Consider the following 24,852-nt stretch of genomic DNA (forward strand, 5'->3'; position numbering starts at 1 on the left):
GTTCGGCCCGTTGAAAGTCCGATCATTTCATCTTGTGCAATAATGAAGTGCGTCGGCCGCGCATTCTCTCCAGGCGGGTCATGAAGCAGTTTGGACTGGCGGAACGGGAATAGACCCGTCCATCAATTCAGGGACTGCTTCCATGAAGCTTTATCACTTTCCACTGTCGGGTCACGCCCATCGCGCGCATCTGTTCGTTTCGCTGCTCGGTTTGCCCCATGAATTGATCGAGGTCGATCTGGCCGCCGGAGCGCACAAGACACCTGAATATCTGGCGCTCAATCCGTTCGGCCAGGTGCCGGTGCTCGATGATGACGGAACGATCATCTCAGATTCCAACGCGATCCTCGTTTATCTCGCGAAGACATCCGGCCAAAGCCAGTGGCTTCCGGAAGATGCAAAAGGCAGTGCTGCCGTTCAGCGCTGGCTGTCTGTTGCAGCCGGAGAACTTGCTTACGGGCCTGCAGCGGCACGGCTGATCACTGTCTTTGGTGCCCGCTTCAATCCGGATGAAGTGATTTCACGTGCACATATACTGCTCGGGCGGATCGAGGCGCATCTGGCCGGCCGCGACTGGCTCGTCGGTAACGGCCCGACGATCGCCGATGTCGCGCTCTACAGCTATATCGCGAGCGCTCCCGAGGGAAATGTCGATCTGTCCGGCTATCCCGGTGTCAATGCGTTCCTGCGTCGGGTCGAAGCTCTTCCAGGTTTTGTCCCTTTCGCCAAGACACCAGCTGGCCTGTCGGCCGCGGCTTGATGGCGATTGCCGGGCGTATGAAGGCATACGCCCGGTGTCTCTTCGTGAGGATGGACCGATGGCAGAGCTGCAGTCGCTGACGAAACTCGATATCTGGCACGCCGGTGAGAAGGCGATCCAGCAGCAAGTGGGCGTTTCTGATCAGATGGACGAGGTCGGCAAGCGCGTCGTGCGTGATTACATGCCGGCCCAGCATCGCGACTTCTATGCGCAGATTCCGTTCATCGCACTGGGCAGCGTGGATGGCGCCGGCGACGCCTGGGCGACATTCGCCATTGGCCAGCCTGGATTCATCTCGTCGCCGACGGCACAGTCACTCACCATCGACGCTCTGCGAGATCCTAGTGATCCCGCCAGCGCAGGTGTTCGCGAGGGCGACGCGATTGGCCTTCTCGGGATCGAGATGCATACCCGGCGACGAAACCGGGTGAATGGGATCGTCGGGCCATCGGCCGATGGTGCGATTCATTTCGACGTGGATCAAAGCTTTGGTAATTGCCCGCGTTACATCCAGCTCCGGGACTACGAGTTCGCCCGCGATCCGCGCGAGGCTTTCGATGGACATGTCGAAGAGAGCGCAATGCTCGATGCGCATGCGCGTGGCATGATCGAAGCATCTGATATGTTTTTCGTCGCCTCCTATGTGGAGCGCGAGGATCGGCGGCAGGTCGATGTGTCCAGCCGTGGCGGCAGGCCTGGCTTTGTGCGCATCAATGACGACGGCACGCTCACCATCCCTGATTTTGCCGGCAACCTGTTTTTTGCGACGCTGGGCAATATCCTGCTGAACGGAAAAGCCGGCCTGATGTTCGTCGACTATGAGACCGGCGATGTCCTGCAGATGACGGGGGAGGCGAAGGTGGTGCTCGACTCGCCGGAGATTGCGGCATTTCAAGGGGCCGAACGCCTTTGGACGTTCAAGCCACGCCGCGTCATCGTCCGGCGCGGCGCGTTGGCGCTGCGTTGGTCGTCGCAGGTTGCGGGTGCGTCGCCGGCGTCGCTGATGACCGGTGACTGGCAGCAAGCGGCCGATCGCCTGAAGGCAGCAGAGCTTGCGACCAAGTGGCGGCCATTCAAGGTCGCGCAGATTTTCGATGAGAGCGCAACGATACGGTCGTTTCATTTGCAGCCTGCCGACGGTGCCGGCCTCCTTCCGCATCGGGCTGGTCAGTATCTTCCGATCAGGCTGTCGGTCGGTGGCGCGGACAAGATGACCATCCGAACCTATACGCTCTCGGTTGCGCCCTCCGATCACGCCTATCGCATCAGCGTGAAGCGCGATGGAGTGGTGTCGCAATGGCTACACGATCACATCAGGCTGGGCGATATCATCGAGGCGAGAGCGCCAGGCGGTGATTTCACCATCGATCCCACGGAGCCGCGGCCGGTGGTGCTCGTCGGTGCCGGCATCGGCATCACGCCGATGCTCGCAATGTTGAAACACGTGGTCTATGAGGGGCTGCGGAAGCGGAACGTACGGTCCACGATCGTCGTTCAGGCGGCTCGTTCAAAAAAGGACCGCGCCTTCACGCGGGAGCTCGATGAACTTGAGCATGCGGCCGGCGGCGCGGTGCGCATTCTCCGGGTTCTCGGCGACGTCTCCGATGCTGAAGAGGTGGCCGATTATGACGCCGCGGGACGTGTCGACGCGGAGTTGCTGTCCCGCTTCATGCCGATCGAGGATTACGACGTCTATCTTTGCGGGCCGTCGCCATTCATGCAGACGATCTATGACGGGCTGCGGGCACGCAACATCCCGGATGCACGTATTCATGCGGAAGCGTTCGGACCAGCGTCACTGGTGCGCCAGCTGGACGGACAGGGCATGGCGCCGGAGCAGCGGCCGCCGTCATCCGTGCCAGTGCATGTGGTGTTTACAGAATCCCTGAAGGAGGCGCGCTGGACGCGGGATTCAGGCACCCTGCTGGATCTGGCGGAGGCGCGAGGGCTGAGGCCCGATTACAGTTGCCGCGCGGGGAACTGCGGCACCTGCAGGGTAAAGCTACTGGCAGGCGCTGTCACCTATACGCAGGAGCCCACAGCCGCGGTCGCCGATGATGAAGTGTTGATCTGCTGCGCAGTTCCGGCGGCTTCTGAAGGCGACGAAGCGAACCGCCTTCAGATCGCACTGTAGTGGTCCGGTGGTCATCACCTGCTCAGAGGCGGGCGCCAGTTGCATAGAGCTCAGTCATGGCCGGGCTTGTCCCGGCCATCCACGTCTTTGCTGAATTGAGAAAGGCGTGGATACGCGGGACAAGCCCGCGCATGACGAAGCTAGACTGTGGACCACAGCAATCTCAGTCCTTCTTCACATACTGGCAGCCGCCGTCCTTCATCGGGCGGAACACCTGGTCGCCGGGGACTTCGGCGAGGACCTTGTAATAGTCCCACGGATATTTCGACTCTTCCGGCTTCTTCACTTCCAGCAGGAACATGCTGTGCACCATGCGGCCGTCCTCGCGCAGCACGCCGTTGTCGGTGAACGCATCGCGGATCGGCGTTTCGCGCATCTTGGTGAGCACCGGCTTGGTGGCGCGGGTGCCGGCGGCCTGCACCGACTTCAGATAATGCAGCACGCCGCTATAGGTCGCGGCCTGGTTCATGGTCGGCATCCGCTTCATCTTGTCATAGAACTTCTTGCCGAAGGCGCGGGTGCGATCATTGAGATCCCAGTAATAGGCCTCGGTGATAATCAGGCCCTGGGCCATCTTGAGGCCGAGGGAGTGGATGTCCGAGATAAACATCACGATGCCCGCGAGCTTCTGGCCGCCGGCAACGATGCCGAATTCCGAGGCCTGCTTGATGGTGTTGATGGTGTCGCCACCGCCATTGGCCATGCCGACGATTTTTGCCTTGGACGACTGCGCCTGCAGCAGGAAGGACGAGAAATCCGCGGTGTTGAGCGGATGTTTGGAGCTGCCGACGATCTTGCCGCCGGCCTTGCGGATCACGTCGCCGGTGTCGCGCTCGATGGAATGGCCGAACAGATAGTCGGCCGTGATGAAGTACCAGCTGTCGCCGCCCTGCTTGACGATGGCGCTGCCGACGGTCTGGGCGTTGCCATAGGTGTCATAGGTCCAGTGCGCGGTATAGGGCGAACAGGATTTGCCGGTGATGTCCGATGACGCCGCATCGGTGACGATCATGATCTTCTCGAACTGCTTCGACATCTCCATTGCGGCGAGCGCGGTGGCGGAGGTCGGCAGGTCGATGATCATGTCGACGCCCTCGGCCTCGTACCATCGGCGCGCGATGGTCGCCGCCGCGTCGGCCTTATTCAACGGATCGGCGGTGACGAGTTCGATCGGCTTGTCGAACATCTTGCCGCCGAATTCCTCGATCGCGATCTTGGCCGCCTCGACATTCCCCTGGCCGCCGATATCGGCATAGACCGACGCGAAATCGGCAATGAGACCGATCTTGAGCGGGGCGTTACTGGGTGTTGCGAGCTGCTGGGCGTGAGCGGTGCCGAAAAGCAGTGAGACGGCAAACGTCGCCGCCAGCGCGCGATGCGCGGTCATGAAGTCCTCCCCGATTTTTCAAACGCGCCGTTTTCGGCGTCGTGAGGGGAGAATGAGGGGAGGCGGGCGGGGAGGCAAGGGGGGAAATTAGGTAGACTTGTCGCGGCCGTTGCGGTGACCGAAGTCAGCGCCGCAGGTGTTATTCTGCTGCGTCGGCCGAACGCTCGCCGGGCAAAGGTGCCTTCTGCCAGTCACCTGGAGCCAGTGTTTGGCTCACAAGAAGGATTTCGATCCCGAGTATCCGCCCGTCCGCGTGAACGTCGGGTTGGCGTGCAGTCCGTGAGCGGTCAGATCGAGTGGCTTTGACACGATTGCTGCCCCGTGGCCGGCGGCAGCCTAGCAGCAACAATAGCTGAATTACAGTTCTCAGCTATCCACCTTCAGCGCGGCAATGAACGCTTCCTGCGGGATGTCGACCTTGCCGAACTGCCGCATCTTCTTCTTGCCTTCCTTCTGCTTCTCCAGAAGTTTGCGCTTGCGGCTGATGTCGCCGCCATAGCACTTCGCGGTCACGTCCTTGCGCAGCGCGCGGACGGTTTCGCGGGCAATCACCTTGCCGCCGATCGCCGCCTGGATCGGGATGACGAACATGTGCGGCGGGATCAGTTCCTTCATCTTCTCGACCATGGAGCGGCCGCGGCCTTCGGCGCGGGTGCGGTGGACCAGCATGGACAGCGCATCGACCGGCTCGGCATTGACGAGGATCTGCATTTTGACGAGATCCGCGGCGCGGTAGTCGGTGAGGTGATAGTCGAACGAGGCGTAGCCCTTCGAGATCGACTTCAGGCGATCGTAGAAATCGAACACCACTTCATTGAGCGGCAGCTCATACTTCACCATCGCGCGGGTGCCGACGTAAGTGAGCTCTTTCTGATTGCCGCGGCGCTCCTGGCACAGCTTCAGCACGGAGCCGAGATATTCGTCGGGCGTGAGGATCGTGGCCTCGATCCACGGTTCGTGGATCTCCGCGATCTTCACCACATCCGGCATGTCGATCGGATTGTGGATCTCGATCTCGGTGCCGTCGGTCAGATACATGTGATAGATCACCGACGGTGCGGTGGCGATCAGGTTGAGATCGAATTCGCGGCTGAGGCGCTCCTGGATGATTTCCAGATGCAGCAGGCCGAGGAAGCCGCAGCGGAAACCGAAGCCGAGCGCGGCGGAGGTTTCCATTTCGAACGAGAACGATGCGTCGTTCAGGCGCAGCTTGCCCATGGCGCCGCGCAGCGTCTCGAAGTCGTCGGCATCCACCGGAAAGAGACCGCAGAACACGACGGGCACCGCGGGCTTGAAGCCCGGCAGCATCTCGGTGATCGGCTTCTTGTCATCGGTGATGGTATCGCCGACGCGGGTGTCGGCGACTTCCTTGATGGCGGCGGTGATAAAGCCGATCTCGCCCGGGCCGAGTTCGTCCACATTGACCATCTTGGGCGTGAAGTAACCGACGCGCTCGATGTCATAGGCCGCGTTGGTGCCCATCATGCGGACGCGCGAGCCCTTCTTGAGCACGCCATCGACGACGCGGACGAGCACGACGACGCCGAGATAGACGTCGTACCAGCTATCAACGAGCAGCGCTTTCAGGGTGGCATCGCGGTCGCCCTGCGGCGGCGGCAGGCGGTGGACGATGGCTTCCAGCACATCGGGCACGCCGAGACCCGTTTTCGCCGAGATCATCACCGCATCCGAGGCATCGATGCCGATGACGTCCTCGATCTGCTTCTTGACCTGGTCGGGCTCGGCGGCGGGCAGGTCGACCTTGTTCAATACCGGGACGATTTCGAGATTGGCATCGAGGGCGTGATAGACATTGGCCAGCGTCTGCGCTTCCACGCCCTGGGAGGCGTCGACCACCAGCAACGCGCCTTCGCAGGCGGCCAGCGAGCGGGAGACCTCATAGGCGAAGTCGACGTGGCCGGGCGTGTCCATCAGGTTGAAGATGTAATCCTTGCCGTCCTTGGCTTTGTAATGCAGGCGGACGGTCTGGGCCTTGATGGTAATGCCGCGCTCGCGCTCGATATCCATCGAGTCCAGCACCTGCTCCTTCATCTCGCGCGCCTGCAAGCCGCCGGTGATCTGGATCAGGCGGTCGGCCAGGGTCGACTTGCCATGGTCGATATGGGCGACGATGGAGAAGTTGCGGACGTTCGAAATCGGGGAGGTTGTCATCCGCGCGGGATAGCATCCGGGCCCTGATGCGGCAACCGAAATGGGGCTTTTCCGGAGGTTTCACAAGGCCGTTCCCGGTGACAATTTCCTCAAGGCATTCTGATTTCACTCGCTGGGAAAACAGGCTAGGCAGAGCCTCATGAAAAGGCCCAAGTCTCCTCGCGCATCTTCCCCCATCGCTGCCCCCGTGAAACGCCGCAGCCTCGTTGCGAGGCTCCGCCGGGGTGCCGCGCGCGTGGTCGCCTGGGCGATCGATCCGCAGCTGGCGCCGGTGCTGGTGGTCGGCTTCACCATCGCGCATGCGGTGCTCTGGACCGCCATCCTGACCCAGGTGAAGGCGGCGCAGGACGTGCATTTCGACGTCTCGGAAGCCTATGCCTGGGGCCAGAAGTTCCTCCTCGGCTATGGCAAGCATCCGCCGCTGTCGGGCTGGATCGCAGGCGTCTGGTTCAGCGTCTTCCCGACCACCGATTGGGCCTCCTATGCGCTGGCCATGGCCACGGTCGGTATCGGCATGATCGCCTGCTGGGCCATCGCGCTGCGCGTGGTCGATCATCGCCGGGCCTTTTTCGTGCTGGTGATGGTCGCGCTCTATCCGATCTTCAATTTCAAGGGTTTCAAGTTCAACGCCGATCTCGTCCAGCTGATCACGTTGCCGCTGCTGGTGCTGGCCTATCTGCATGCGTTCGAGAAGCGCACGATCCGCTCCGGCGTGCTGCTGGGCATCGCCGGTGCAGCGGCCCTGATGTGCAAATATTGGGTGGTGACAATGATCGGCGCCATCGGCCTTGCCGCGCTGATCCATCCGCAGCGGATGCTGTTCCTGCGCTCACCGGCACCGTGGTTGGCCATCGTCACCATGGTGGCGGCGCTGCTGCCGCATATCGACTGGGTGCGTAGCGTCGAATATGCGCCATTCCTCTATGCGAGCGGCCACTATGTGATTGCCTCGAAGTGGCAGAGTCTGCAGCTGGTCTGGGGCTATGTCGGACACAATGTCGCGCTGCTGCTTCTGCCGCTGGCGATTGCCGCAGCGGTGCTCGCCTGGGCGCCACGCTGGTGGTCACGGGCGGCGCGCGATCCACATGGCTTCGTGGTGCGGCCTTGGTCGATCCAGAACAATCCGTCCGTCAATCGCGATCAGGCGCTGAATATCTGGCTGATCCAGGCCATCGTCGCCATTGGGCCGCCGATCGGGGCGCTCTTCTTCGATATCTACATCAAGACCGACTGGGGAATCTCGCTGTTCTTCCTGGTGCCGCTCGCTTTCATTGCGATCCCGTCACTGCGGATGCCGCGCGTAGCACTGCCTAGGATTGCGGCGGTATGGCTGCTGTTGTCGCTGGTCACGCTGGGCCTTGCACCACAGATCGCGATTGCAAGCATGCCGCGCGACGCGAATGGCAATTTCGAACATGTGTCCTATTCGCAGCTCGCCAAACAGCTGACGGAGATGTGGCACACCCGTGCGCATGCGCGCTGGAGTGCGGTGGTCGGTTATGTCGAGGTAGCGGACCAGATGACGTTCTACAGCGTCGATCATCCGTTGCCCTTCGTGCCCAATGAAAAGGTCGGTTCCGGATTGCTGTCGTTCGAAGAGACCAAGCGCGCCGGCTATATCGGGATTTGCGATCCGGCCGATGCCCGGTTCGAGGTCTGCGAGACGTGGATGAAGGAGAATGCCGCGGGCGCGGAGCGCGTGGTGATCTCGACGCGCAGGTTCTTCCAGGGGCAGTCGGGAATTTCGTCGCGTTGGCACGTGTATTTCGTGCCGCCGGCCGGAGCGAAGTGACGCTTACTCTTCGCCGAACTTGTCGATCACGAGCTGCGAGATGGCGTCCAGCGCTTCCTGAGCTTCCGGGCCTTTGGCTGTGACCACGATGCTGGTGCCGATACCGGCAGCGAGCATCATCAGGCCCATGATCGAGGTGCCGCCGACGGTCTCGCCATTGCGCGTCACGGTAATGTCGGCGCTGAACTTCTCCACCATCTGCACGAATTTGGCGGAGGCGCGGGCGTGGAGGCCACGCTTGTTGGTGATGGGCAGTTCGCGGGAGAGAGTGTCGCTCATTTGCCGGCGAGCACACGGCTGGCGATGGTGACGTATTTGCGGCCAGCTTCCTGGGCCATGGCGATGGCGTCGGGGAGCGTGCGCTCTTCGCGGACCTTGGCGAGCTTCACCAGCATCGGCAGATTGATACCTGCGAGCACTTCGACCTTCGGCCGGCTCATGCAGGAGATCGCGAGGTTCGACGGCGTGCCGCCAAACATATCAGTGAGGATAGCAACGCCATCGCCGCTATCGACGCGGTTGACCGCTTCAATGATGTCGCTGCGACACAGATCGGAGTCATCTTCCGCTCCGATCGTCACGGCTTCGATTTGTTGTTGCGGACCCATTACGTGTTCGAGCGCCGCCTTAAACTCGTCGGCAAGGCGCCCATGGGTCACAAGTACCAGACCAATCATCGGAAACTCCTCGTGGACGCGTATGGTGCGCCGCACGAAAGCGCCACTTTGACCATCCAGAGCCCCCTTGCAAGGGGAGTCTTCGCGAAACTCCCTTAAAATACGACCTTTGTCGGGGGGAGCCTCAGGCGGGTCTCGTCGGTGGCGAGTGTGGGACTAATATGGTTACCAATTCCCTTCGGGCAATCGCGCTATGGTCGTAGCGACGATGTGCCCTCGGTTGTCGTCAGATGCGCCACCACTAATGGTAGCGGAGAGAAGCCGGATCCAACCGGGATTCGGGGAAGTTCAACGTTCTGAAGCCTGATTTGCAGCGCTTCCGGCTCCGGGAGCCGTGCCGCATCGGTCGCGTCTAGATCGACCACCAGCCCCACGATGGCGGCAGTGGCACAGTCGAGGCGCCTGATACCCAACCCGCGGATTTCCAGCAAGCCAACTAATTCAGGGGCCGGCCGAACCCGGAGCCGTCCGTCGTCGGTTGCTTCCAGAAAAGCACGGTCGTCGGCTACCAGCATGGCTTCCGGGATCTGGCCGGACTGGGAAGCCAGAATCAGGTCGAACACCAGCCGCGATTTGCCGGAGCCGGATGGCCCCCGGATCAGCACCGCCCGGTCGCCCACGAGGACGGCCGACGCGTGGATGCTGATATGGGGGGCGGTCATGTGGCCGGCAACCGCACCACGAAGCGGGCGCCGAGCACCGGCACCTCGCCGTCGGGACTGGCGGCGCCGATGCGGTTCTCGGCCCAGATGGTGCCGCCATGGGCTTCGACGATCTGTTTGGAGATCGACAGGCCGAGGCCGGAATTCTGGCCAAAGCCCTGATGCGGCCGGTCGGTGTAAAAGCGCTCGAAAATGCGCTCCAGCGCATCCGGGCCGATGCCGGGACCGTCGTCGTCCACCACGATCTCGATCTTCGCCTTCAGGCGGCGGCAGGCAATCCGCACCTTGCCACCGGGTTCCGAGAAGGATTGCGCGTTGGTGACGAGATTGGTGATGACCTGGCCAAGCCGCGAGTCATGGCCGGGCACGGAGAACGTATCGCTGGCCGCGCCTTCGAAACGGACCTCGACGCCGACATCGTGGCCGAGCTTGGTCTCGTTGGCGATGGCGGTCAGCGTATTCAACAGCGTGCGAATATTGACGGGGGCAACGTCGTTGCGCTGCAGCTCGGCATCGAGGCGGCTGGCGTCGGAAATATCCGAGATCAAACGATCGAGGCGGCGAACGTCGTGCTCGATCACTTCGAGCAAGCGGGCACGGCTGTTCTCATTTTTCGCCAGCGGCAGCGTTTCGACCGCGGAGCGCAGCGAGGTCAGCGGGTTCTTCAATTCGTGCGAGACGTCGGCGGCGAACATCTCGATCGCCTCGATGCGGTTATAAAGCGCACCGGTCATGTCGCGCAGCGCGCCTGAGAGATGGCCAATCTCGTCGCGGCGATCGGTGAAGTCAGGAATCTCGACGCGCGTGCGAATGCGGCGACGGACGCGCTCGGCACTGTCAGCGAGGCGACGCACCGGGCCGGCGATGGTCGAGGCGAGCAGCAGCGACAGCACGACCATGACCGCCATGGCGACGGCGAATACTTTCAGGATCGCGAGGCGCTCGGCAGTGACCATCTGGTCGATGTCGTCGCCCTGGGTGGAGAGCATCAAGGCGCCGTGCACGGCGCGGAAACGCTGCACGGGCACGGCGACCGAGACGATGACCTCGCCGCGCTCGTTGATGCGCACCATGCTGTTCTTGATGCCGCTCAGCGATTGCTGGACTTCCTGATAGCCATTGCCGTTTTCCGGACCGAGCTCGCGATAGAGCGGCAGGTCGCCGCGATTGAGCCAGGTACGGATGGCGATGGTGGTTTTTTCCAGCAGGCCCGGCTTCTCGGTGGTCGGCGGCGGCAGCTCGAAGCGCAGCACGTCGCCGCGGCCGTAAAGGCTGCGGCTGTCGAGCAGCAGCACGCCGTCGCGATCATAGATGCGCGCGCGGGTCTTGGTCGGCGAGATCAGCCGGCGCAGCACCGGGGCGACGCGCTCGGGATTGATCGGGAAATCGAGATTGTTGAATTCGTCCGGCGCGCCGTAGCTTTCACCCGGCTTGAGATCCAGCAGGCGATCGGGATCGATGGTGATGGTGTTGGTTTCGACCGTCGCTGAGGCTGCGATGGCGCCGGCGATGATTTCCGCTTGAGTGAGCAAACTCTGCGCGCGCGCATCGATCAGGCCGGCGCGGAACTGCGAGAGATAGAGCACGCCGGCGACGAGGGCGCACAGGCCGGCAAGATTGAGCGAAACGATGCGGCGCGTCAGGCTCGAAAAGGTGAGCGTGACAAAGAACTGCCGGACACTGCGCAGCCAATCGAGCGGGCGGCGCCAGCCGCCGGACGCGGTTTCGTCGGACGTATCGGAGTTGTGCGACGGTGAGCCGCCAGCGTCCCGTCGTCCATCAGGGAGCGTTCGATCCAGCAAAGTCTACACTGCCTGCTTGTTGTCGATGGCCATCATATACACCCGTCATTGCGAGGAGCGTAGCGACGAAGCAATCCAGTCTCTGGCCAAGATCTGGATTGCTTCGCTGCGCTCGCAATGACGGAGTAGGTGCAATGACGAAAGGCGATCAGGTTTCCTTGAAGCGGTAACCGACGCCGTACAGCGTCTCGATCATCTCGAAGTCGTCATCGACGACCTTGAACTTCTTGCGCAGGCGCTTGATGTGGCTGTCGATGGTGCGGTCGTCCACATAGACCTGATCGTCATAAGCGGCGTCCATCAGGGCGTTGCGGCTCTTCACCACGCCGGGGCGGGTAGCGAGCGCCTGCAGGATCAGGAATTCGGTGACGGTAAGGGTGACCGCCTCGTTCTTCCATGTGCACGTGTGGCGCTCCGGATCCATGCGCAGCAGGCCGCGATCGAGCGCCTTGGCGTCGGTCTCCTTCGGCGCAGCGGCCGGGTCCTTCGGCGCGGCACGGCGCAGCACGGCCTTAACGCGCTCGACCAGCAGGCGCTGGGAGAAAGGTTTGCGGATGAAATCGTCCGCGCCCATTTTCAGGCCGAACAATTCGTCGATCTCCTCGTCCTTCGAGGTGAGGAAAATCACCGGCAGGTCCGACTTCTGGCGCAGGCGGCGCAGCGTCTCCATGCCATCCATGCGGGGCATCTTGATGTCGAGGATCGCGAGATCCGGCTGGCTGGTGCGGAAACCGTCCAGGGCCGACGCGCCATCCGTATAGGTCATGATCCGATAGCCCTCGGCTTCGAGCGCGATCGATACGGATGTGAGAATGTTGCGGTCGTCGTCGACCAAAGCGATTGTGGGCATGAGCCTGCTTTCCGAAGCGGATGGTCTGTACGGCGGGGGATGGGATATTCCGCCGTATGAGGTGGCCTTAAGAACACAGTCAACCAGCAATGCAAGCTGGGCTGAAGTGTGGCCAAGTTCCATTAACGCCTGACATGGGCGCGGGTTCCATGTCTATATACGCCTCCTGCGACCCTGGGCAAAGTCGTTTTCGGCAATGATTATCGGGATTTAATGATGCAGCCGACAGATGATTTCGACCCCTCGCGCGTCACCCGGTCGCTGCTGCGCCGCAGCCGGCAAGGCGCGCTTGCAACCCTGACCGTCGAGGGCGGAGCGCCATATTGCTCCCTGGTGAACACTGCCAGCCATCCCGATGGCTCGCCGATTCTCCTCATTTCGCGACTGGCGCTGCATACGCGCAACCTGCTGGCTGATCCGCGGGTGTCGCTGATGCTGGATGAGAGAGCGCCGGGCGACCCGCTGGAAGGGGCCAGAATCATGCTGGGCGGGGAGGCCGAGGAAGCTGGTGAGGCCGAGCGCTCGTTGTTGCGCCGGCGCTATCTCGCCGTCCATCCATCGGCGCAAGTATTTGTAGATTTTAAGGATTTTTCGTTCTTCCGGATCAGGCCGACATCGCTACACTTGGTGGCCGGGTTCGGCCGCATCATCGATCTCGCACCTGAGCAATATCTCACCGATCTTACAGACGCCGAGAGTATGCTGGAGGCGGAGGAGGGGGCCGTGGACCATATGAACGCGGATCACCGTGATGCGCTCAATCTCTACGCAACAAAACTGCTTGGCGCGGAATCGGGCGATTGGCGCTGCACCGGCTGCGATCCGGACGGGCTCGATCTGCAGGGCGGAATGTCGGCGGCGCTCCGGCTCGACTTTCCGCGGCGGATCGTCACGCCGATAGATTTGCGAAAGGTTCTCCGGGAACTGGCAGAGCAGGCCCGCACTTTGAACGGTTGAGCCATACCCATGGCCGTGCTTGGAATAAACCACGTCAGGCGACGAGTGCTTGGCTTTTCACATCTTCGTCACTATTAGATCGCCCGATCAAAGCTGGAGCGGCTATAGTGTCGGTTACCGCTGCAATGCCGGGTTGGAGGCAACCTCGCATGTCGAATAGCGGGCTCTAAGGAGGACTATCCGTGCAAGAGACGGGCGTACGTAACGCGGCCTATGGCGCCGATAAATTCGGACTCAAGAACCTTAAAGCGGTGAACTGGAATCTCGGTGCGCCGCAGCTTTATGAGCATTCGCTGCGCAATGGCGAGGCTGAATTGTCGTCCGATGGCGCGCTCTGCGCAGACACCGGCGATTTCACCGGCCGCAGCCCGAAGGATAAGTTCACCGTCAAGGACGCGTCCACCGAACAGATGTGGTGGGCCGGCAATCAGTCGATCACGCCGGAGCAGTTCGAAGCGCTCTACACCGATTTCAAGAAGCACGCCGAAGGCATGACCCTGTTCGCGCAGGATCTCTATGGCGGCGCCGATCCGAGCTTCGCCATCAAGACCCGCGTGTTCACCGAACTCGCCTGGCACTCGCTGTTCATCCGCACCCTGCTGATCCGCCCGGAAGCAGCTGCGTTGGCTGATTTCGTGCCTGAACTCACCATCATCGACCTGCCGAGCTTCAAGGCCGATCCGAAACGTCACGGCTGTCGCTCGGAGAACGTCGTGGCCATCGATTTCGCCCGCAAGATCGTCCTGATCGGCGGGTCTTATTATGCCGGCGAGATGAAGAAGTCGGTCTTCACCACGCTGAACTACTATCTGCCCGCCAAGGGCGTTCTGCCGATGCATTGCTCCGCCAATGTCGGCGAGGGCGGCGATACCGCGATCTTCTTCGGTCTGTCGGGCACCGGCAAGACCACGCTCTCGGCCGATCCGAAGCGCACGCTGATCGGCGATGACGAGCATGGCTGGGGCAAGGACGGCGTCTTCAATTTCGAAGGCGGCTGCTATGCCAAGACCATCAAGCTGTCGGAAGAAGCCGAGCCGGCAATTTATGCTGCGTCGAAGCGTTTCGGTGCGGTGCTCGAGAACGTTGTTCTCGATGCCAATACCAAGGTGCCGGATTTCGACGATGGCTCGAAGACCGAGAACACCCGTTCGGCCTATCCGCTCGACTTCATTCCGAATGCCTCGCGCACCGGTCGCGCGCCGCAGCCGAAGAATGTGGTGATGCTCGCCGCGGACGCCTTCGGCGTGCTGCCGCCGATCGCCAAGCTGACCCCGGCACAGGCGATGTATCACTTCCTGTCCGGCTACACCGCCAAGGTGGCCGGCACCGAGCGCGGTCTCGGGAATGATCCGGAGCCGGAATTCTCCACCTGCTTCGGCTCGCCGTTCCTGCCGCTCGACCCATCGGTCTATGGCAACATGCTGCGTGACCTCATCGCCAAGCACAATGTCGATTGCTGGCTGGTGAACACCGGCTGGACCGGCGGCAAATATGGCGTCGGCTCGCGCATGCCGATCAAGGTGACCCGTGCGCTGCTGACGGGTGCGTTGAACGGTTCGCTGCGCAACGCCGAATTCCGCACCGACAAGTATTTTGGTTTCGCGGTGCCCACTGCGCTTGACGGCGTGCCGAGCGAGATCCTCGATCCGGTCAATACCTGGAAGGACAAGGCCGAGTTCGACGCGACTGCGCGAAAACTGGTCGGCATGTTCCAGAAGAATTTTGCCAAGTTCGAGGCACAGGTGGACGCGGAAGTCCGCGCTGCTGCGCCGGATGTGAAACTGGCGGCGGAGTAAGCGCTGCTGACATACGATAAGAAAAGGGCGGCCGCGAGGTCGCCCTTTTTGCGTTTCGCTATGTCGTCATCCGGCTTGACCGGGTGACCCAGTGAACAACGACGCCAATGATGTGTCGTGCGGATGCATGGATCGGCATGAACGCAATGTCACGGTGCAAACTTTATCTCCCGCGTATACTGGGTCGCCCGGTCAAGCCGGGCGACGACAAGAGAGACAGCAGGCTACGATGAAAAACCTCACCCTTACCTGGCCGTTCTGGGCCGTCCTCTCCGCTGCCTTCGCGGCACTCACGGCGATCTTCGCCAAGATCGGTATCGAGAACGTCAATTCAGATTTCGCCACCTTTATCCGCACCATCGTCATCCTGTTCGCCGCAGGACTTATGGTGGTCACCACCGGTCACTGGCAGTCGCCATCGACGATCTCGGGGAAGACATGGGTCTTCCTCGTTCTGTCTGGCTGCGCCACCGGTGCGTCGTGGATCTGCTATTTCCGTGCACTCAAGCTCGGCGATGCAGCGCGTGTGGCGCCGATCGACAAGCTCAGCGTGGTGTTCGTTGCGGTGTTTGCGGTGCTGTTTCTCGGTGAGAAACTATCGTTGCCGAATTGGCTCGGCGTGATTCTGATCGCCTGCGGCGCGGTGCTGGTCGCCTATCGGGCGTAAAACACGAAAGAGGCGGCCACGTGGGCCGCCTCTTGTTTGGTGCGAATACTGCTTACTTGGAAGCTGTCTTGCCGGTCGCGATGTTCGTCGCCGTGCCGGTCTTGAGGTCGATGCGGTAGACTTCACGCAGCACATTGCCGGCGAAGCCGAGCTCGACGATCGAGATCGTGTTCAGCGCGGTCGGGATGCCGGCCGGCAGGATCTGGTTGAACTCCGTCGCGGTCTGATCCATCGCAGCCTTGATCTCAGGCGTGAACTTCACATTGCTGTAGACCAGCGTATTGTGCGGATTGTGCGAGCGCAGCTCCTTGCCATCCTTCACCACATTGACGCCGCTGACGCCGACGGTCTTCACCAGATCCTTGGCGGCATCGCCCATCACGGCATAGACCGGGCCGGTGACGCGCGGCAGCGGGCCATCGCGCAGCGGTGCAAGCGCGGCCGTGGCCGTGGTGTTGAACGCCATCATGGCTTCATAGTCGGCGCCTTCCTTGACGACGCCGAGATCGAGCCACCATGGCTGGCCGGCGCCCTTGGCGGCTTCGGTGCTGTAGAAATTCTTCATGGTGACGTTCAGCGGCTTCGGCAGCTTGGGCAGCGCCTTCAGCATCTTGTCCGGGGTGGTCGGATCGGCACTGTGGATGTGCACCACGGTGATGTGCGGGATGTTGAAGCGCTGGGCTTCGTCCTCGAGCTTCGCGTTCAGCAGCTTCTCGCGCAGAATGCCCTTGATGGTGACGTCCATCTTGTCGTTGACGTCCTTCGGCAGCGTGTAGACCAGACCGAAGGTGCGTGCATGCGGGCGGAATTCCGAGGCGGACAGCGAGCCATTGTCGATGGCATCGGCGGCCTGGGCGGCGGAGATCAGCAGGGAAGCACCGGCGAGAACGAGCGCGGCGCGACGAGAAAATGTTGGAAGCATTGGAAAAGCCTTTAACGGAGAGGATGTCTGGGGCGCTGTGGTGATCCGACTGGTCAAAGTTTGGACTGTCATTTGATCACGACAAACGCCGCGCGACCATGCGGACGGTTTGTGACAGCTGCGTCTCATCCGTCACCAGAATGCCATGCTGCGGCAATTCGCGCAGCATGGCTTGTCCATTTGCGAATGATGCCGGGGTGGGCGACATCCTGAAATTGCGCGTGCCGCTCAGACTGCCTTCTGCAGCACCTCACTCCATTTCGGATCGAGTCCCTCGACAGGCTTCATCTTGCGGATATGTCCGTCCAGCTCGATATGCAGCTCGGCGAGCTCATGGTTGCGTCGCCCCAGCACTTCAAAATGCTTTGGCTTGCGACGCGGCTCGCCAAGCGGCTCGAAGCCGGCGGCGCGGGCAGCCTTCAGGGCATCGCGTGGCTCTCCAGGACCATGATGCTCATGGAGCTTCTTCTTGTGGTCGATCGTGATCACGGTCTTGCCGGAGACCAGGCGCGACACTTTCAATTCCGACGGCTTCAGCTCTCCTGACAGATCGACGGGATCACCGATGCGGAGCGTATACTGGTCGAGGCCTTTCGGCGTGATGTCGGCGAGGATGGCGCCGCGACTGGTTTCGACCACGAAGCGATGGCCGAAGACATGGGTGATCTTGCCGCTGATTGACGTGGTGTGGTGATCGGGCATAGCGAGTTCCTTGAATTCCGTTGTGCTGAAGAGGATGCTTGAGGGCGCCGGTCGGTTGCCTCGCGTCATCGCGGCGGTGGCGGCGGCGCGTCGTCATCTGGACCGCCCCGGTCGCTTGGCGGCGGCGGACCACGATCGGCGCGGGCGCCTGGGCCGTCTTTCGGTCCCTTGGGACCTTTCGGGCCTTTGGGTCCCTTGGGTCCCTTGGGCCCATCGGGCGGGCCGAAGGCTTCATTGCGGCCGTCGGCATGAACCACCACGTCGGGGCGTACCACGCCCCGATTGAACCGGCCTTGAACCGTGACCGTTTCACCCTTGGTGACCACCATGCGGTCCTCGCCGCGCGGACCGGTATCCACGAGTGCGCGGCCACTGGTGTCCTGGACCACGAACTTGTTACCGTAGATCTCGGCCACGTCGCCCTTGATGGCGACTGGGCTTCGCTCCTGCATATTGTCGATCGGCGCAGGCTGCAGCAGCATGACGCTGCGCGGCTGCCAGTTCTGGGCGAGCCGGGTGCCGCCAGCGCCGAGAGCTGCGCCGGCGATCAGCAGTGCCGCCACGGTGCCGGTGGCGATGGCGCTACGCGACAGGCGCTGGCGCCGTTGCGGGGGAGGCAGGGCTTTGGGCTCGGAGGTATGATCGGTGTCAGTCATGGCTTGGTCTCGCTGTCATCGTTGTCGATGGCCGGACCGTATCGGGCGCTGCCCAATCCACCCTGAACCGAACCGTTCAGGCTGAGTTAAGCTGGGCTGCCTAGAGCGTGGCGCAGATTTGACGAGAGCATCCATGAAAGTATTGCTGGTCGAGGATGACGCGCCATTGGCTGGCGAGATCGCGGCGGCTTTGCGCCGCGAGAATTTTGCCGTCGATATCGCGGCCGATGGCGAGGAAGGCCACTACCTCGGCGATACCGAATCCTACGACGTCGCTGTGCTCGATCTCGGCCTGCCGAAAATGCCCGGTGCAGCCGTGTTGCGCGCGTGGCGCAAGAGCAGCCGGCAATTGCCTGTTCTGATCCTGACGGCCCGCGATGGCTGGACCGAAAAGGTCGATGGCTTCAAGGCCGGCGCCGACGACTATCTGACCAAGCCGTTTCGGGTCGAGGAATTGATCATGCGGCTCCGCGCGCTGGTGCGCCGCTCGGCTGGACATGCCGCGCCGGAAATCACCTGCGGTGCGCTGAGCTTCGATGCGCCGACCGGCGTGTTCGCGCTCAACGGCCTACCGCTGAAACTGACGGCGCTGGAATGGCGCGTGTTGCAGTCGCTGATCCTGCGCAAGGACGTGGTGTTCGACCGGCTCGAACTCATGGAGAAAGTGTACGAAGGCGATGCCGGCACGGATTCTAACTCTCTCGAGGTCATCGTGGCGCGTCTACGCCGCAAGATCGGTCATGACATGATCGAGACCGTGCGTGGGCGCGGCTATCGTTTGACGGCGGGACCCGCATAATGTTGCGTGATGCATCGCTGAGCCGCCGGCTGTTGACCGCGGCCTGTGCCTTCATCGCACTGGCACTGGTGATCTCGACCGTCCTGATCGGCTTTGTCCTGCATCGGTTCGTGCAGGGACAGATCGACCAGCGTCTGGATACCCAGATCGTGTTTCTGTCATCGTTGCTACGTGCCGATGGCAATGGCCGCATCAGTCTTGCCGGCAGCGCCGATGGGCCACCTTTCGAGCGTCCGCGCCGCGGCTGGTATTGGCAGGTCACGGGCCCGAGGAATGTGCTGCGTTCGGCGTCGCTGGATGGCGCAGATCTCGACGCGGCAATGCCCGTTGCGGGCGACCAACGTCCGCCGCCACAGCCGAAGAAGGACCGCGATCCGCGCGAAGAACGCCCGCGTCCTGCCGATGGCGTCGGGCCGGATGACGAATACCTGCATTATCGCATCAAGCCCGTAAAGGTCGGCGCCTACGATGTGACCATTGTCACCTCGGCGCCGCGCGCGGCGGTACTCGGCCCGCTGCGCGAGGCGATGACCACGCTTGGCATTTCGCTGGCGGTGCTGGGGCTGGCGCTCATTCTCGCCATCATGTTGCAGGTGCGGCTGGGATTGCGTCCGCTCGAAAGGCTGCGGAGGGCGGTGGCGGATGTACGCAGCGGCCATCTCGCGCGGGTGCCATCGAAGCAGCCGCAGGAAATCCAGCCGCTGGTGGCAGAGCTCAATGCGTTGCTCGATCAGAATGCAAGCGGTCTCGAACGCGCGCGTCGCCATGTCGCCAATCTCGCACATGGGCTGAAGACGCCGCTGGCCACGCTGGCCATCGCAGCCTCCGCCGACCGCGACGGACATCCTGCGACGCTGCAGCCGCTGGTCGCGCAAATGGAGCGCCGTATCCGGCATCATCTCGGGCGTGCACGCGCCGCGGCCTTGAACGGCCCGGCGCGTGCGCAGACGGCGATTGCACCGCGTCTGCAGGATCTCGGCGATGTCCTTGGCAAGATCAACAGCGAGAAGACCATCGCATTCGTGATGGATGTGCCGGCCGATTGGCTGGTCGCCTGCGAACAACAGGATTTCGACGAGATGGCGGGCAATCTGCTCGACAACGCATTCAAGTGGGCGCGCGGCAAGGTGTCGATCCGCGGCGTGCGGCAGGATGCGTTGATCGCATTGACCATCGAGGATGACGGAAGAGGTCTGTCTGTCGATGAGCGTGCGCGGGTGTTGCGGCCTGGCGAACGACTTGACGAAAGCGCGCCTGGCTTCGGCTTTGGCGTCTCGATCACACGCGAACTGGCCGAGCTCTATGGCGGCGATGTCGCATTGGGGGCGTCGCCGCTGGGAGGTTTGTGCGTGACGCTGCGTCTCCCGGCGGCTAATGCCGCCGAGAGCAGGTAGTGAATCAGGTTGCCTTGCGCACCAGTTGCGCAAATGTCGTCGGCATCTGGCTCGCCACCGGCACGTGCCAGATGTCCTCGGCATATTCACGAATGGTGCGGTCAGACGAGAACCAGCCCATGCGCGCCGTATTGAGGATCGCCGCACGGCTCCAGGCCGAACCGGCCTGCCAGCGCGCATCGACGCTGCGCTGGGCGTCGTAATAGGAATCGAAATCCGCCGAGACCATGTAGTGGTCGAGATGGCGCAGCGCGTGGCCGATGCCGCCGAAACGGCCGGGATCGTCGGGCGAGAAGAAGCCGGTCTCGATGGCCTGGATGGCGCGGCCGAGATTGGGCGACTTGTTGATGACGTCCGACGCATCGAGACCGTTGTTACGGCGCGTAACGACCTCTTCGGCGGTCATGCCGAAGATCGCGATATTCTCCGGGCCGACATTGTCGCGGATTTCGATATTGGCGCCGTCCAGCGTGCCGATGGTCAGCGCGCCGTTCAGCGACAGTTTCATGTTGCCGGTGCCGGAGGCTTCCATACCGGCGGTGGAGATCTGCTCGGACAGATCGGCCGCCGGAATGATGATTTCCGCAAGACTCACATTGTAGTCGGGCAGGAAGGCGACCTTGAGCTGACCCTTGATGCTTTCGTCATTGTTCACCATCTGCGCGACATCGTTCGCGAGCTTGATGATCAGCTTGGCATAACGATAGCTCGCCGCTGCCTTGCCCGCAAAAATCTTCACGCGGGGCACCCAGTTCTTGTTGGGCTCGTCCTTCATCGCCTGATACAGCGCGACGGTCTCGACGATATTGAGCAACTGTCGCTTGTATTCGTGGATGCGCTTGATCTGTACGTCGAACAGCGCCGATGGATCGGCTTGCACGCCGAGCTTTTCGCCGATCACGCGGGCGAGGGCGAGCTTGTTGTGATGCTTGACCTTGCGGAATTCCTGCTGGAAAGCGGCGTCGCCCGCATAGGCTTCGAGCTTGATCAGGCGTGTGGGATCATCCAGCACCGCTTCGCCGCAGGTGGCGCGCAAGAGATCGGTGAGTTTCGGATTGGCCAGGGTCAGCCAGCGGCGGAAGGTGATGCCATTGGTCTTGTTGGTGATGCGGCCGGGATAGAGCTGGTTGAGATCGCGGAATACGGTCTCCTTCATCAGTTCCGAATGCATCGCCGACACGCCATTGATGCGATGCGAGCCGATGAAAGCAAGATTGCCCATGCGCACGCGGCGGCCGGCGCTTTCGTCGATGATCGACACCGAGGCGCGGTAGCCGGTATCGCCGGGGCGGATGGCGTCGGCACGGTCGAGATGTGCGACATTGATTCGGTAGATGATTTCGAGATGGCGCGGCAGCAGCCGCTCCATCAGCTCCACCGGCCAGGTCTCGAGCGCTTCCGGCAGCAGCGTGTGATTGGTGTAGGACAAAGTCGCATTGGTGATCTGCCAGGCGGCATCCCAGCGCATATTGTGCACGTCGATCAGGATGCGCATCAGCTCGGCGATGGCGAGGCTCGGGTGCGTATCGTTCATCTGCACCGCGGCCTTGTTGGCGAGACCGCGCAGATTGCCTTCGGATTCGAGGTGCCGCTTCACCAGGTCCTGCAGCGAGGCCGAGACGAAGAAATATTCCTGCCGCAGCCGCAGCTCGCGGCCGGCAGCGCTTTCGTCGTTCGGATAGAGGAATTTGCAGATCGCCTCGGCGCGCGATTGCTCGGCGCTGGCGCTGACATAGTCGCCTGAGTTGAACACGTCGAGACGCAGCGGATCCGGCGCACGCGCCGACCACAGGCGCAACGCGTTCACGTGCTGGCCGCGCCAGCCGACAATCGGCGTGTCAAAGGCGACGGCTTCCACGGTTTCGCCGGGATGCCACACGCTGCGCTGATGACCCTTGGCATCATCCACCACTTCGACGCTGCCGCCGAAGTGAATGTGATAGACGACCTCAGGCCGTGGCAGCTCCCACGGATTACCGAAGCCCAGCCACTCGTCGGGATATTCCTTCTGCCAGCCCTTGGAGATGACCTGCTTGAACAGGCCGAAGTCGTAGCGGATGCCATAGCCGTAAGCGGGAATGGCAAGGGTCGACATGCTCTCCATGAAGCAGGCGGCGAGGCGGCCGAGGCCGCCATTGCCGAGCGCCGCATCCGGCTCGCATTTGCGGAGTTCATCTAGGCCGACGCCGAGATCTTCCAGAGCCGCGCGAAACACCGGCAGCAGGCCCATATTGTTGAGCGCATCGGTGAACAGGCGGCCGATCAGGAATTCGAGCGACAGATAATAGACGCGCTTACGGCCGCCGTCGTAGCTCTCCTTCTCGGACAGCAACCAGCGATGCACGACACGATCGCGCAATGTCAGCGCGGCAGCCTTGTACCAGTCATGCTTGGTGGCGAAGGAAGGCTCCTTGCCGATGCCCAGCGTCAGCTTGACGAGAATGGCACTTTTTATCTCGGCGAGCAGAAGCTCGTCGATCGGTGCGTTCAGGGGCTGAAATTGTGCGGGCGTGGACTGGTCTGACAAACTGGTCATCCTGATTTTTGTCACGGCGTGAAAGCATACGCCCATTCATAGGTGGTCGGAAACCCATCGGGGTGAGGAGGTTTTGCTACTGCGATGCCGATGAATTGAGCAGCAATTATGAAGCTGCGGCTTTGATGGCAGGGCTCAACCGAATTGTCGCTTAAGATTCGGTTATGCATGAGAACAAATTAAGAACAAATTTCAAATCATTGATATATCATTCTGATTCGGCGGACCTGTTCGCCGTCCATGCTCTGCCTAGCCGTGAGGACGACATGTCCAGCATTGCCTATGATCAGTTCGCGCTCACCCGGATCGCCGATTTCGCGCGCTCGCTCACCCGCCTGCATCTTAACGCGCGTCGTTATCCCGTGGATGACGACCAGATCGACCGCGAATTCAATACGGTCTGCCTGTCGGTGTGGGGTTACACAACCGACGATGTCAGCGACGATCTGTTCTCGCTCGACGATCACGCCTGGCTCGATCAGCTCGATGAGGCGCATGCTCGGATGTTCGCCGCTGGACGGGGCTACGATCTCGATGGTGAGGACGGCTTGCTCACGGATTGGTGGGGCTATTGCTGGATGATCCTCGCCGAGAAGCGCGGTCTGCTGACGCCGGAGAACCGCGCCGCCGCGCGCGCCGAGATCGAGCAGAAATATCTGTCGACGGGAAATGTGGTGGGCGTGATCATCGGGCGATGATTGCGTCGCCGATCATCACGGACCTCTCATCGCGTGATGGGGCCACATGACTGCCCCCGCATGAAGCCAGCGATGACTGCGCATTTGTCGTTACGACATGCCGCATCATTGCGCGTTGTGTCTTATTTATGAATTTGACGCGGGCGGTTTTTGTATCCAGACTTTGCTGACGCAAGTGCAACAAAAACAATATGCGGGCTGTTTTGGTGCCCGATAATAATTTCAGTGCAAGAAACTGGACATGGTGTTTCCCGGCCCGGAGCTTTTATCCGGCGTGATCGATACGCTTTACGAGTCCGTTTCCGGCCCGTCGAAATGGCAGGTCGCGATCGATCGGCTCCGCGTTCTGTTCAACGGCTCGACGGCCTGCCTGGTGCGGAGTGGGCCCGACCTGCAGCCGAGCGACGCGGTCAGCTCGAATCCCGATCCCGAATTTCAGCTTCGTTATATCGAGGATCATGCGCCGTACCCGAACGTCTATGCAGATGCACTTGGCGTTGCTCCGGTCGGACTGATCTATAGCGATCGCGCACTGATCGGCGACGATGTGTTGCGTCGCAGCCGGTTCTGGAACGACTGGCTGGCGCCGCAGGACATGTATGGCGGTCTCGGCAGCAAGCTGATGACATCCGGCCCGTCGTTCTGGATCTTTGATGTGCAGCGGGGCCGTAATCAGCAGGCTTTCGATGCCAATGAGGTCGCATTGCTGCAATTGATCATGCCGCATCTGCGACGCGCGACCGAACTCGGCTGGCGGTTTCAGGCGGCCCAATTGCTGGCATCGAGCTACGTCAATCTCCCGTTCGGCGTGTTGGTAATCGACGGCCAGCTGCGCGTGATCCAGTCGAACGACGTCGCCGACACTATTCTGCTGCGGCAGGCGAGCATGTTGCGGATCAAGTCCGGCATGCTGACCAGCCGCGATCACAAAACCATGGCGGCGCTCCACAGATTGGTCGCGGATGCCTGTGCATTCGGCTCGGATGCCGCGCCCGGCACCGGCGGCGAATTGCTGCTGCGCGCTGCCGGCGATGATCCCGGCATCGATGTCGCGGTGACGGTCAGCCCGGCGGCACGCACGCAGCAGCACTTCCCGCAGTCGCGGCAGGCGATCATCTATCTGCGCGTCCTGACCCTGGCGCTGCCGGACGGTTTTGAGGATCACGCGCGGCAGCTGTTCGATCTGACGCCGGCTGAAGCGCGGCTCGCTGCGGCCCTGGCGAGCGGCCTTGCATTGAAGGACGCGGCGATCCAGCAGGGCATCCGCTTCACCACGGCGCGGTCCTATCTCGAAAACATCTTTCGCAAGACCGGCACGCGCCAGCAAAGCCAGCTGGTCGCTTTGCTCAAGAGCACGCAGCCGCTGATCGGAAAAGCCTAGCGGCTGACCGGTACTGTCGCAGGCATCGCAACTGCGCATTCCGCCATGTGGCGTCTTTGCCGCAGTGGCCGGCAAAGCCACCTTGCCACCGGCAAATGCCGGGTATTC

Annotated in this window: 21 protein-coding genes; 10 read left to right on the plus strand and 11 right to left on the minus strand. The window is 61.9% G+C overall.

The genetic code is table 11. The annotated features are described in order from the left end of the window. Positions 1 to 142: 142 nt before the first annotated feature. A complete protein-coding gene (locus AC1RQ5_RS29300) occupies positions 143 to 760 on the plus strand; it encodes a glutathione S-transferase family protein (protein WP_493204241.1) in 618 nt (205 codons plus the stop codon). 58 nt (positions 761 to 818) lie between these two features. Continuing rightward, positions 819 to 2,894 carry a 2Fe-2S iron-sulfur cluster-binding protein gene (locus AC1RQ5_RS29305; protein WP_493204243.1) on the plus strand — a complete coding sequence of 692 codons (2,076 nt, stop codon included), beginning with the start codon at positions 819 to 821 and terminating at the stop codon, positions 2,892 to 2,894. A gap of 163 nt (positions 2,895 to 3,057) precedes the next feature. On the opposite strand, the gene AC1RQ5_RS29310 is transcribed toward AC1RQ5_RS29305, so the two are convergent. Together AC1RQ5_RS29310 and lepA are read right to left on the minus strand one after the other, a co-directional pair. Next, the gene (locus tag AC1RQ5_RS29310) at positions 3,058 to 4,281 is read right to left on the minus strand and encodes an ABC transporter substrate-binding protein (RefSeq protein WP_493204245.1); all 1,224 of its coding nucleotides are present in this window, start codon (positions 4,279 to 4,281) and stop codon (positions 3,058 to 3,060) included. Between the two features lie 366 nt (positions 4,282 to 4,647). Next, positions 4,648 to 6,453 carry a translation elongation factor 4 gene (gene lepA / locus AC1RQ5_RS29315; protein ID WP_493204247.1) on the minus strand — a complete coding sequence of 602 codons (1,806 nt, stop codon included), beginning with the start codon at positions 6,451 to 6,453 and terminating at the stop codon, positions 4,648 to 4,650. Positions 6,454 to 6,640: 187 nt separating this feature from the next. Between lepA and AC1RQ5_RS29320 the strand changes: the two genes are divergently transcribed. Then, on the plus strand, positions 6,641 to 8,245 hold the full coding sequence (locus AC1RQ5_RS29320) for a glycosyltransferase family 39 protein (protein ID WP_493204249.1): 1,605 nt from the start codon (positions 6,641 to 6,643) through the stop codon (positions 8,243 to 8,245). A gap of 3 nt (positions 8,246 to 8,248) precedes the next feature. Here the strand turns inward: AC1RQ5_RS29320 and AC1RQ5_RS29325 are convergent, their stop codons facing one another. From AC1RQ5_RS29325 to AC1RQ5_RS29345, 5 genes are all read right to left on the minus strand, one after another. Then, positions 8,249 to 8,524, minus strand: coding sequence for an HPr family phosphocarrier protein (locus AC1RQ5_RS29325; protein WP_398475650.1), 276 nt, complete (start codon positions 8,522 to 8,524; stop codon positions 8,249 to 8,251). Further along, positions 8,521 to 8,922: a PTS sugar transporter subunit IIA gene (locus AC1RQ5_RS29330; protein WP_211911731.1), complete on the minus strand. Its 402-nt coding sequence runs from the start codon at positions 8,920 to 8,922 to the stop codon at positions 8,521 to 8,523. Before AC1RQ5_RS29330 ends, AC1RQ5_RS29325 begins: the two co-directional genes overlap by 4 nt. A gap of 191 nt (positions 8,923 to 9,113) precedes the next feature. Beyond that, a complete protein-coding gene (locus AC1RQ5_RS29335; protein WP_493204252.1) occupies positions 9,114 to 9,584 on the minus strand; it encodes an HPr kinase/phosphorylase in 471 nt (156 codons plus the stop codon). Further along, positions 9,581 to 11,386: a stimulus-sensing domain-containing protein gene (locus tag AC1RQ5_RS29340; protein ID WP_493204253.1), complete on the minus strand. Its 1,806-nt coding sequence runs from the start codon at positions 11,384 to 11,386 to the stop codon at positions 9,581 to 9,583. The genes AC1RQ5_RS29335 and AC1RQ5_RS29340 overlap by 4 nt, the downstream gene beginning before the upstream one ends. A 148-nt stretch (positions 11,387 to 11,534) precedes the next feature. Next, entirely contained in the window at positions 11,535 to 12,236 is a 702-nt protein-coding gene (locus AC1RQ5_RS29345; RefSeq protein ID WP_211911734.1) for a response regulator transcription factor, read from the minus strand. A gap of 216 nt (positions 12,237 to 12,452) precedes the next feature. Between AC1RQ5_RS29345 and AC1RQ5_RS29350 the strand changes: the two genes are divergently transcribed. The 3 genes from AC1RQ5_RS29350 (at position 12,453) to AC1RQ5_RS29360 (ending at position 15,656) form a co-directional block, all read left to right on the plus strand. Continuing rightward, on the plus strand, positions 12,453 to 13,193 hold the full coding sequence (locus AC1RQ5_RS29350; protein ID WP_493204256.1) for a HugZ family pyridoxamine 5'-phosphate oxidase: 741 nt from the start codon (positions 12,453 to 12,455) through the stop codon (positions 13,191 to 13,193). 182 nt (positions 13,194 to 13,375) lie between these two features. Then, positions 13,376 to 14,989 (plus strand): phosphoenolpyruvate carboxykinase, encoded by a 1,614-nt coding sequence (locus AC1RQ5_RS29355; protein WP_493204258.1) that lies wholly within the window; start codon positions 13,376 to 13,378, stop codon positions 14,987 to 14,989. 229 nt (positions 14,990 to 15,218) lie between these two features. Continuing rightward, positions 15,219 to 15,656: an EamA family transporter gene (locus AC1RQ5_RS29360; protein WP_493204259.1), complete on the plus strand. Its 438-nt coding sequence runs from the start codon at positions 15,219 to 15,221 to the stop codon at positions 15,654 to 15,656. Between the two features lie 52 nt (positions 15,657 to 15,708). Here AC1RQ5_RS29360 and AC1RQ5_RS29365 read toward each other — a convergent pair whose 3' ends face one another. From AC1RQ5_RS29365 to AC1RQ5_RS29375, 3 genes are all read right to left on the minus strand, one after another. After that, the gene (locus tag AC1RQ5_RS29365; RefSeq protein WP_493204261.1) at positions 15,709 to 16,578 is read right to left on the minus strand and encodes a hypothetical protein; all 870 of its coding nucleotides are present in this window, start codon (positions 16,576 to 16,578) and stop codon (positions 15,709 to 15,711) included. Positions 16,579 to 16,806: 228 nt separating this feature from the next. Continuing rightward, positions 16,807 to 17,280 (minus strand): hypothetical protein, encoded by a 474-nt coding sequence (locus tag AC1RQ5_RS29370; protein WP_493204263.1) that lies wholly within the window; start codon positions 17,278 to 17,280, stop codon positions 16,807 to 16,809. A gap of 65 nt (positions 17,281 to 17,345) precedes the next feature. Continuing rightward, the gene (locus AC1RQ5_RS29375) at positions 17,346 to 17,936 is read right to left on the minus strand and encodes a hypothetical protein (RefSeq protein WP_493204265.1); all 591 of its coding nucleotides are present in this window, start codon (positions 17,934 to 17,936) and stop codon (positions 17,346 to 17,348) included. Positions 17,937 to 18,069: 133 nt separating this feature from the next. On the opposite strand from AC1RQ5_RS29375, the gene AC1RQ5_RS29380 reads away from it, so the two are divergent. After that, positions 18,070 to 18,735: a response regulator gene (locus AC1RQ5_RS29380; protein ID WP_398475630.1), complete on the plus strand. Its 666-nt coding sequence runs from the start codon at positions 18,070 to 18,072 to the stop codon at positions 18,733 to 18,735. Next, positions 18,735 to 20,129: a sensor histidine kinase gene (locus tag AC1RQ5_RS29385; protein ID WP_493204268.1), complete on the plus strand. Its 1,395-nt coding sequence runs from the start codon at positions 18,735 to 18,737 to the stop codon at positions 20,127 to 20,129. The genes AC1RQ5_RS29380 and AC1RQ5_RS29385 overlap by 1 nt, the downstream gene beginning before the upstream one ends. A 4-nt stretch (positions 20,130 to 20,133) precedes the next feature. On the opposite strand, the gene AC1RQ5_RS29390 is transcribed toward AC1RQ5_RS29385, so the two are convergent. Continuing rightward, complete coding sequence (locus AC1RQ5_RS29390) at positions 20,134 to 22,665, minus strand: glycogen/starch/alpha-glucan phosphorylase (protein WP_398475626.1); 2,532 nt, start codon at positions 22,663 to 22,665, stop codon at positions 20,134 to 20,136. A 266-nt stretch (positions 22,666 to 22,931) separates the two neighbouring features. On the opposite strand from AC1RQ5_RS29390, the gene AC1RQ5_RS29395 reads away from it, so the two are divergent. Both AC1RQ5_RS29395 and AC1RQ5_RS29400 read left to right on the plus strand, forming a co-directional pair. Continuing rightward, on the plus strand, positions 22,932 to 23,363 hold the full coding sequence (locus AC1RQ5_RS29395; protein WP_493204270.1) for a hypothetical protein: 432 nt from the start codon (positions 22,932 to 22,934) through the stop codon (positions 23,361 to 23,363). Positions 23,364 to 23,604: 241 nt separating this feature from the next. After that, on the plus strand, positions 23,605 to 24,744 hold the full coding sequence (locus AC1RQ5_RS29400; RefSeq protein WP_493204272.1) for a helix-turn-helix transcriptional regulator: 1,140 nt from the start codon (positions 23,605 to 23,607) through the stop codon (positions 24,742 to 24,744). Positions 24,745 to 24,852 lie beyond the last annotated feature (108 nt).

Source organism: Tardiphaga sp. GW821-FHT12E02, from assembly GCF_058807155.1.

Excerpts from the sequence above, each read along its gene's own strand:
- AC1RQ5_RS29385 (WP_493204268.1), top strand. The coding sequence starts at position 18,735 with ATGTTGCGTGATGCATCGCTGAGCCGCCGGCTGTTGACCGCGGCCTGT.
- AC1RQ5_RS29335 (WP_493204252.1), bottom strand. The coding sequence starts at position 9,584 with ATGACCGCCCCCCATATCAGCATCCACGCGTCGGCCGTCCTCGTGGGC.
- AC1RQ5_RS29360 (WP_493204259.1), top strand. The coding sequence starts at position 15,219 with ATGAAAAACCTCACCCTTACCTGGCCGTTCTGGGCCGTCCTCTCCGCT.
- AC1RQ5_RS29325 (WP_398475650.1), bottom strand. The coding sequence starts at position 8,524 with ATGAGCGACACTCTCTCCCGCGAACTGCCCATCACCAACAAGCGTGGC.
- AC1RQ5_RS29375 (WP_493204265.1), bottom strand. The coding sequence starts at position 17,936 with ATGACTGACACCGATCATACCTCCGAGCCCAAAGCCCTGCCTCCCCCG.
- AC1RQ5_RS29365 (WP_493204261.1), bottom strand. The coding sequence starts at position 16,578 with ATGCTTCCAACATTTTCTCGTCGCGCCGCGCTCGTTCTCGCCGGTGCT.
- AC1RQ5_RS29395 (WP_493204270.1), top strand. The coding sequence starts at position 22,932 with ATGTCCAGCATTGCCTATGATCAGTTCGCGCTCACCCGGATCGCCGAT.
- AC1RQ5_RS29390 (WP_398475626.1), bottom strand. The coding sequence starts at position 22,665 with ATGACCAGTTTGTCAGACCAGTCCACGCCCGCACAATTTCAGCCCCTG.
- AC1RQ5_RS29330 (WP_211911731.1), bottom strand. The coding sequence starts at position 8,922 with ATGATTGGTCTGGTACTTGTGACCCATGGGCGCCTTGCCGACGAGTTT.
- AC1RQ5_RS29380 (WP_398475630.1), top strand. The coding sequence starts at position 18,070 with ATGAAAGTATTGCTGGTCGAGGATGACGCGCCATTGGCTGGCGAGATC.
- AC1RQ5_RS29345 (WP_211911734.1), bottom strand. The coding sequence starts at position 12,236 with ATGCCCACAATCGCTTTGGTCGACGACGACCGCAACATTCTCACATCC.
- AC1RQ5_RS29400 (WP_493204272.1), top strand. The coding sequence starts at position 23,605 with ATGGTGTTTCCCGGCCCGGAGCTTTTATCCGGCGTGATCGATACGCTT.
- AC1RQ5_RS29370 (WP_493204263.1), bottom strand. The coding sequence starts at position 17,280 with ATGCCCGATCACCACACCACGTCAATCAGCGGCAAGATCACCCATGTC.
- AC1RQ5_RS29305 (WP_493204243.1), top strand. The coding sequence starts at position 819 with ATGGCAGAGCTGCAGTCGCTGACGAAACTCGATATCTGGCACGCCGGT.
- AC1RQ5_RS29350 (WP_493204256.1), top strand. The coding sequence starts at position 12,453 with ATGCAGCCGACAGATGATTTCGACCCCTCGCGCGTCACCCGGTCGCTG.
- lepA (WP_493204247.1), bottom strand. The coding sequence starts at position 6,453 with ATGACAACCTCCCCGATTTCGAACGTCCGCAACTTCTCCATCGTCGCC.
- AC1RQ5_RS29300 (WP_493204241.1), top strand. The coding sequence starts at position 143 with ATGAAGCTTTATCACTTTCCACTGTCGGGTCACGCCCATCGCGCGCAT.
- AC1RQ5_RS29310 (WP_493204245.1), bottom strand. The coding sequence starts at position 4,281 with ATGACCGCGCATCGCGCGCTGGCGGCGACGTTTGCCGTCTCACTGCTT.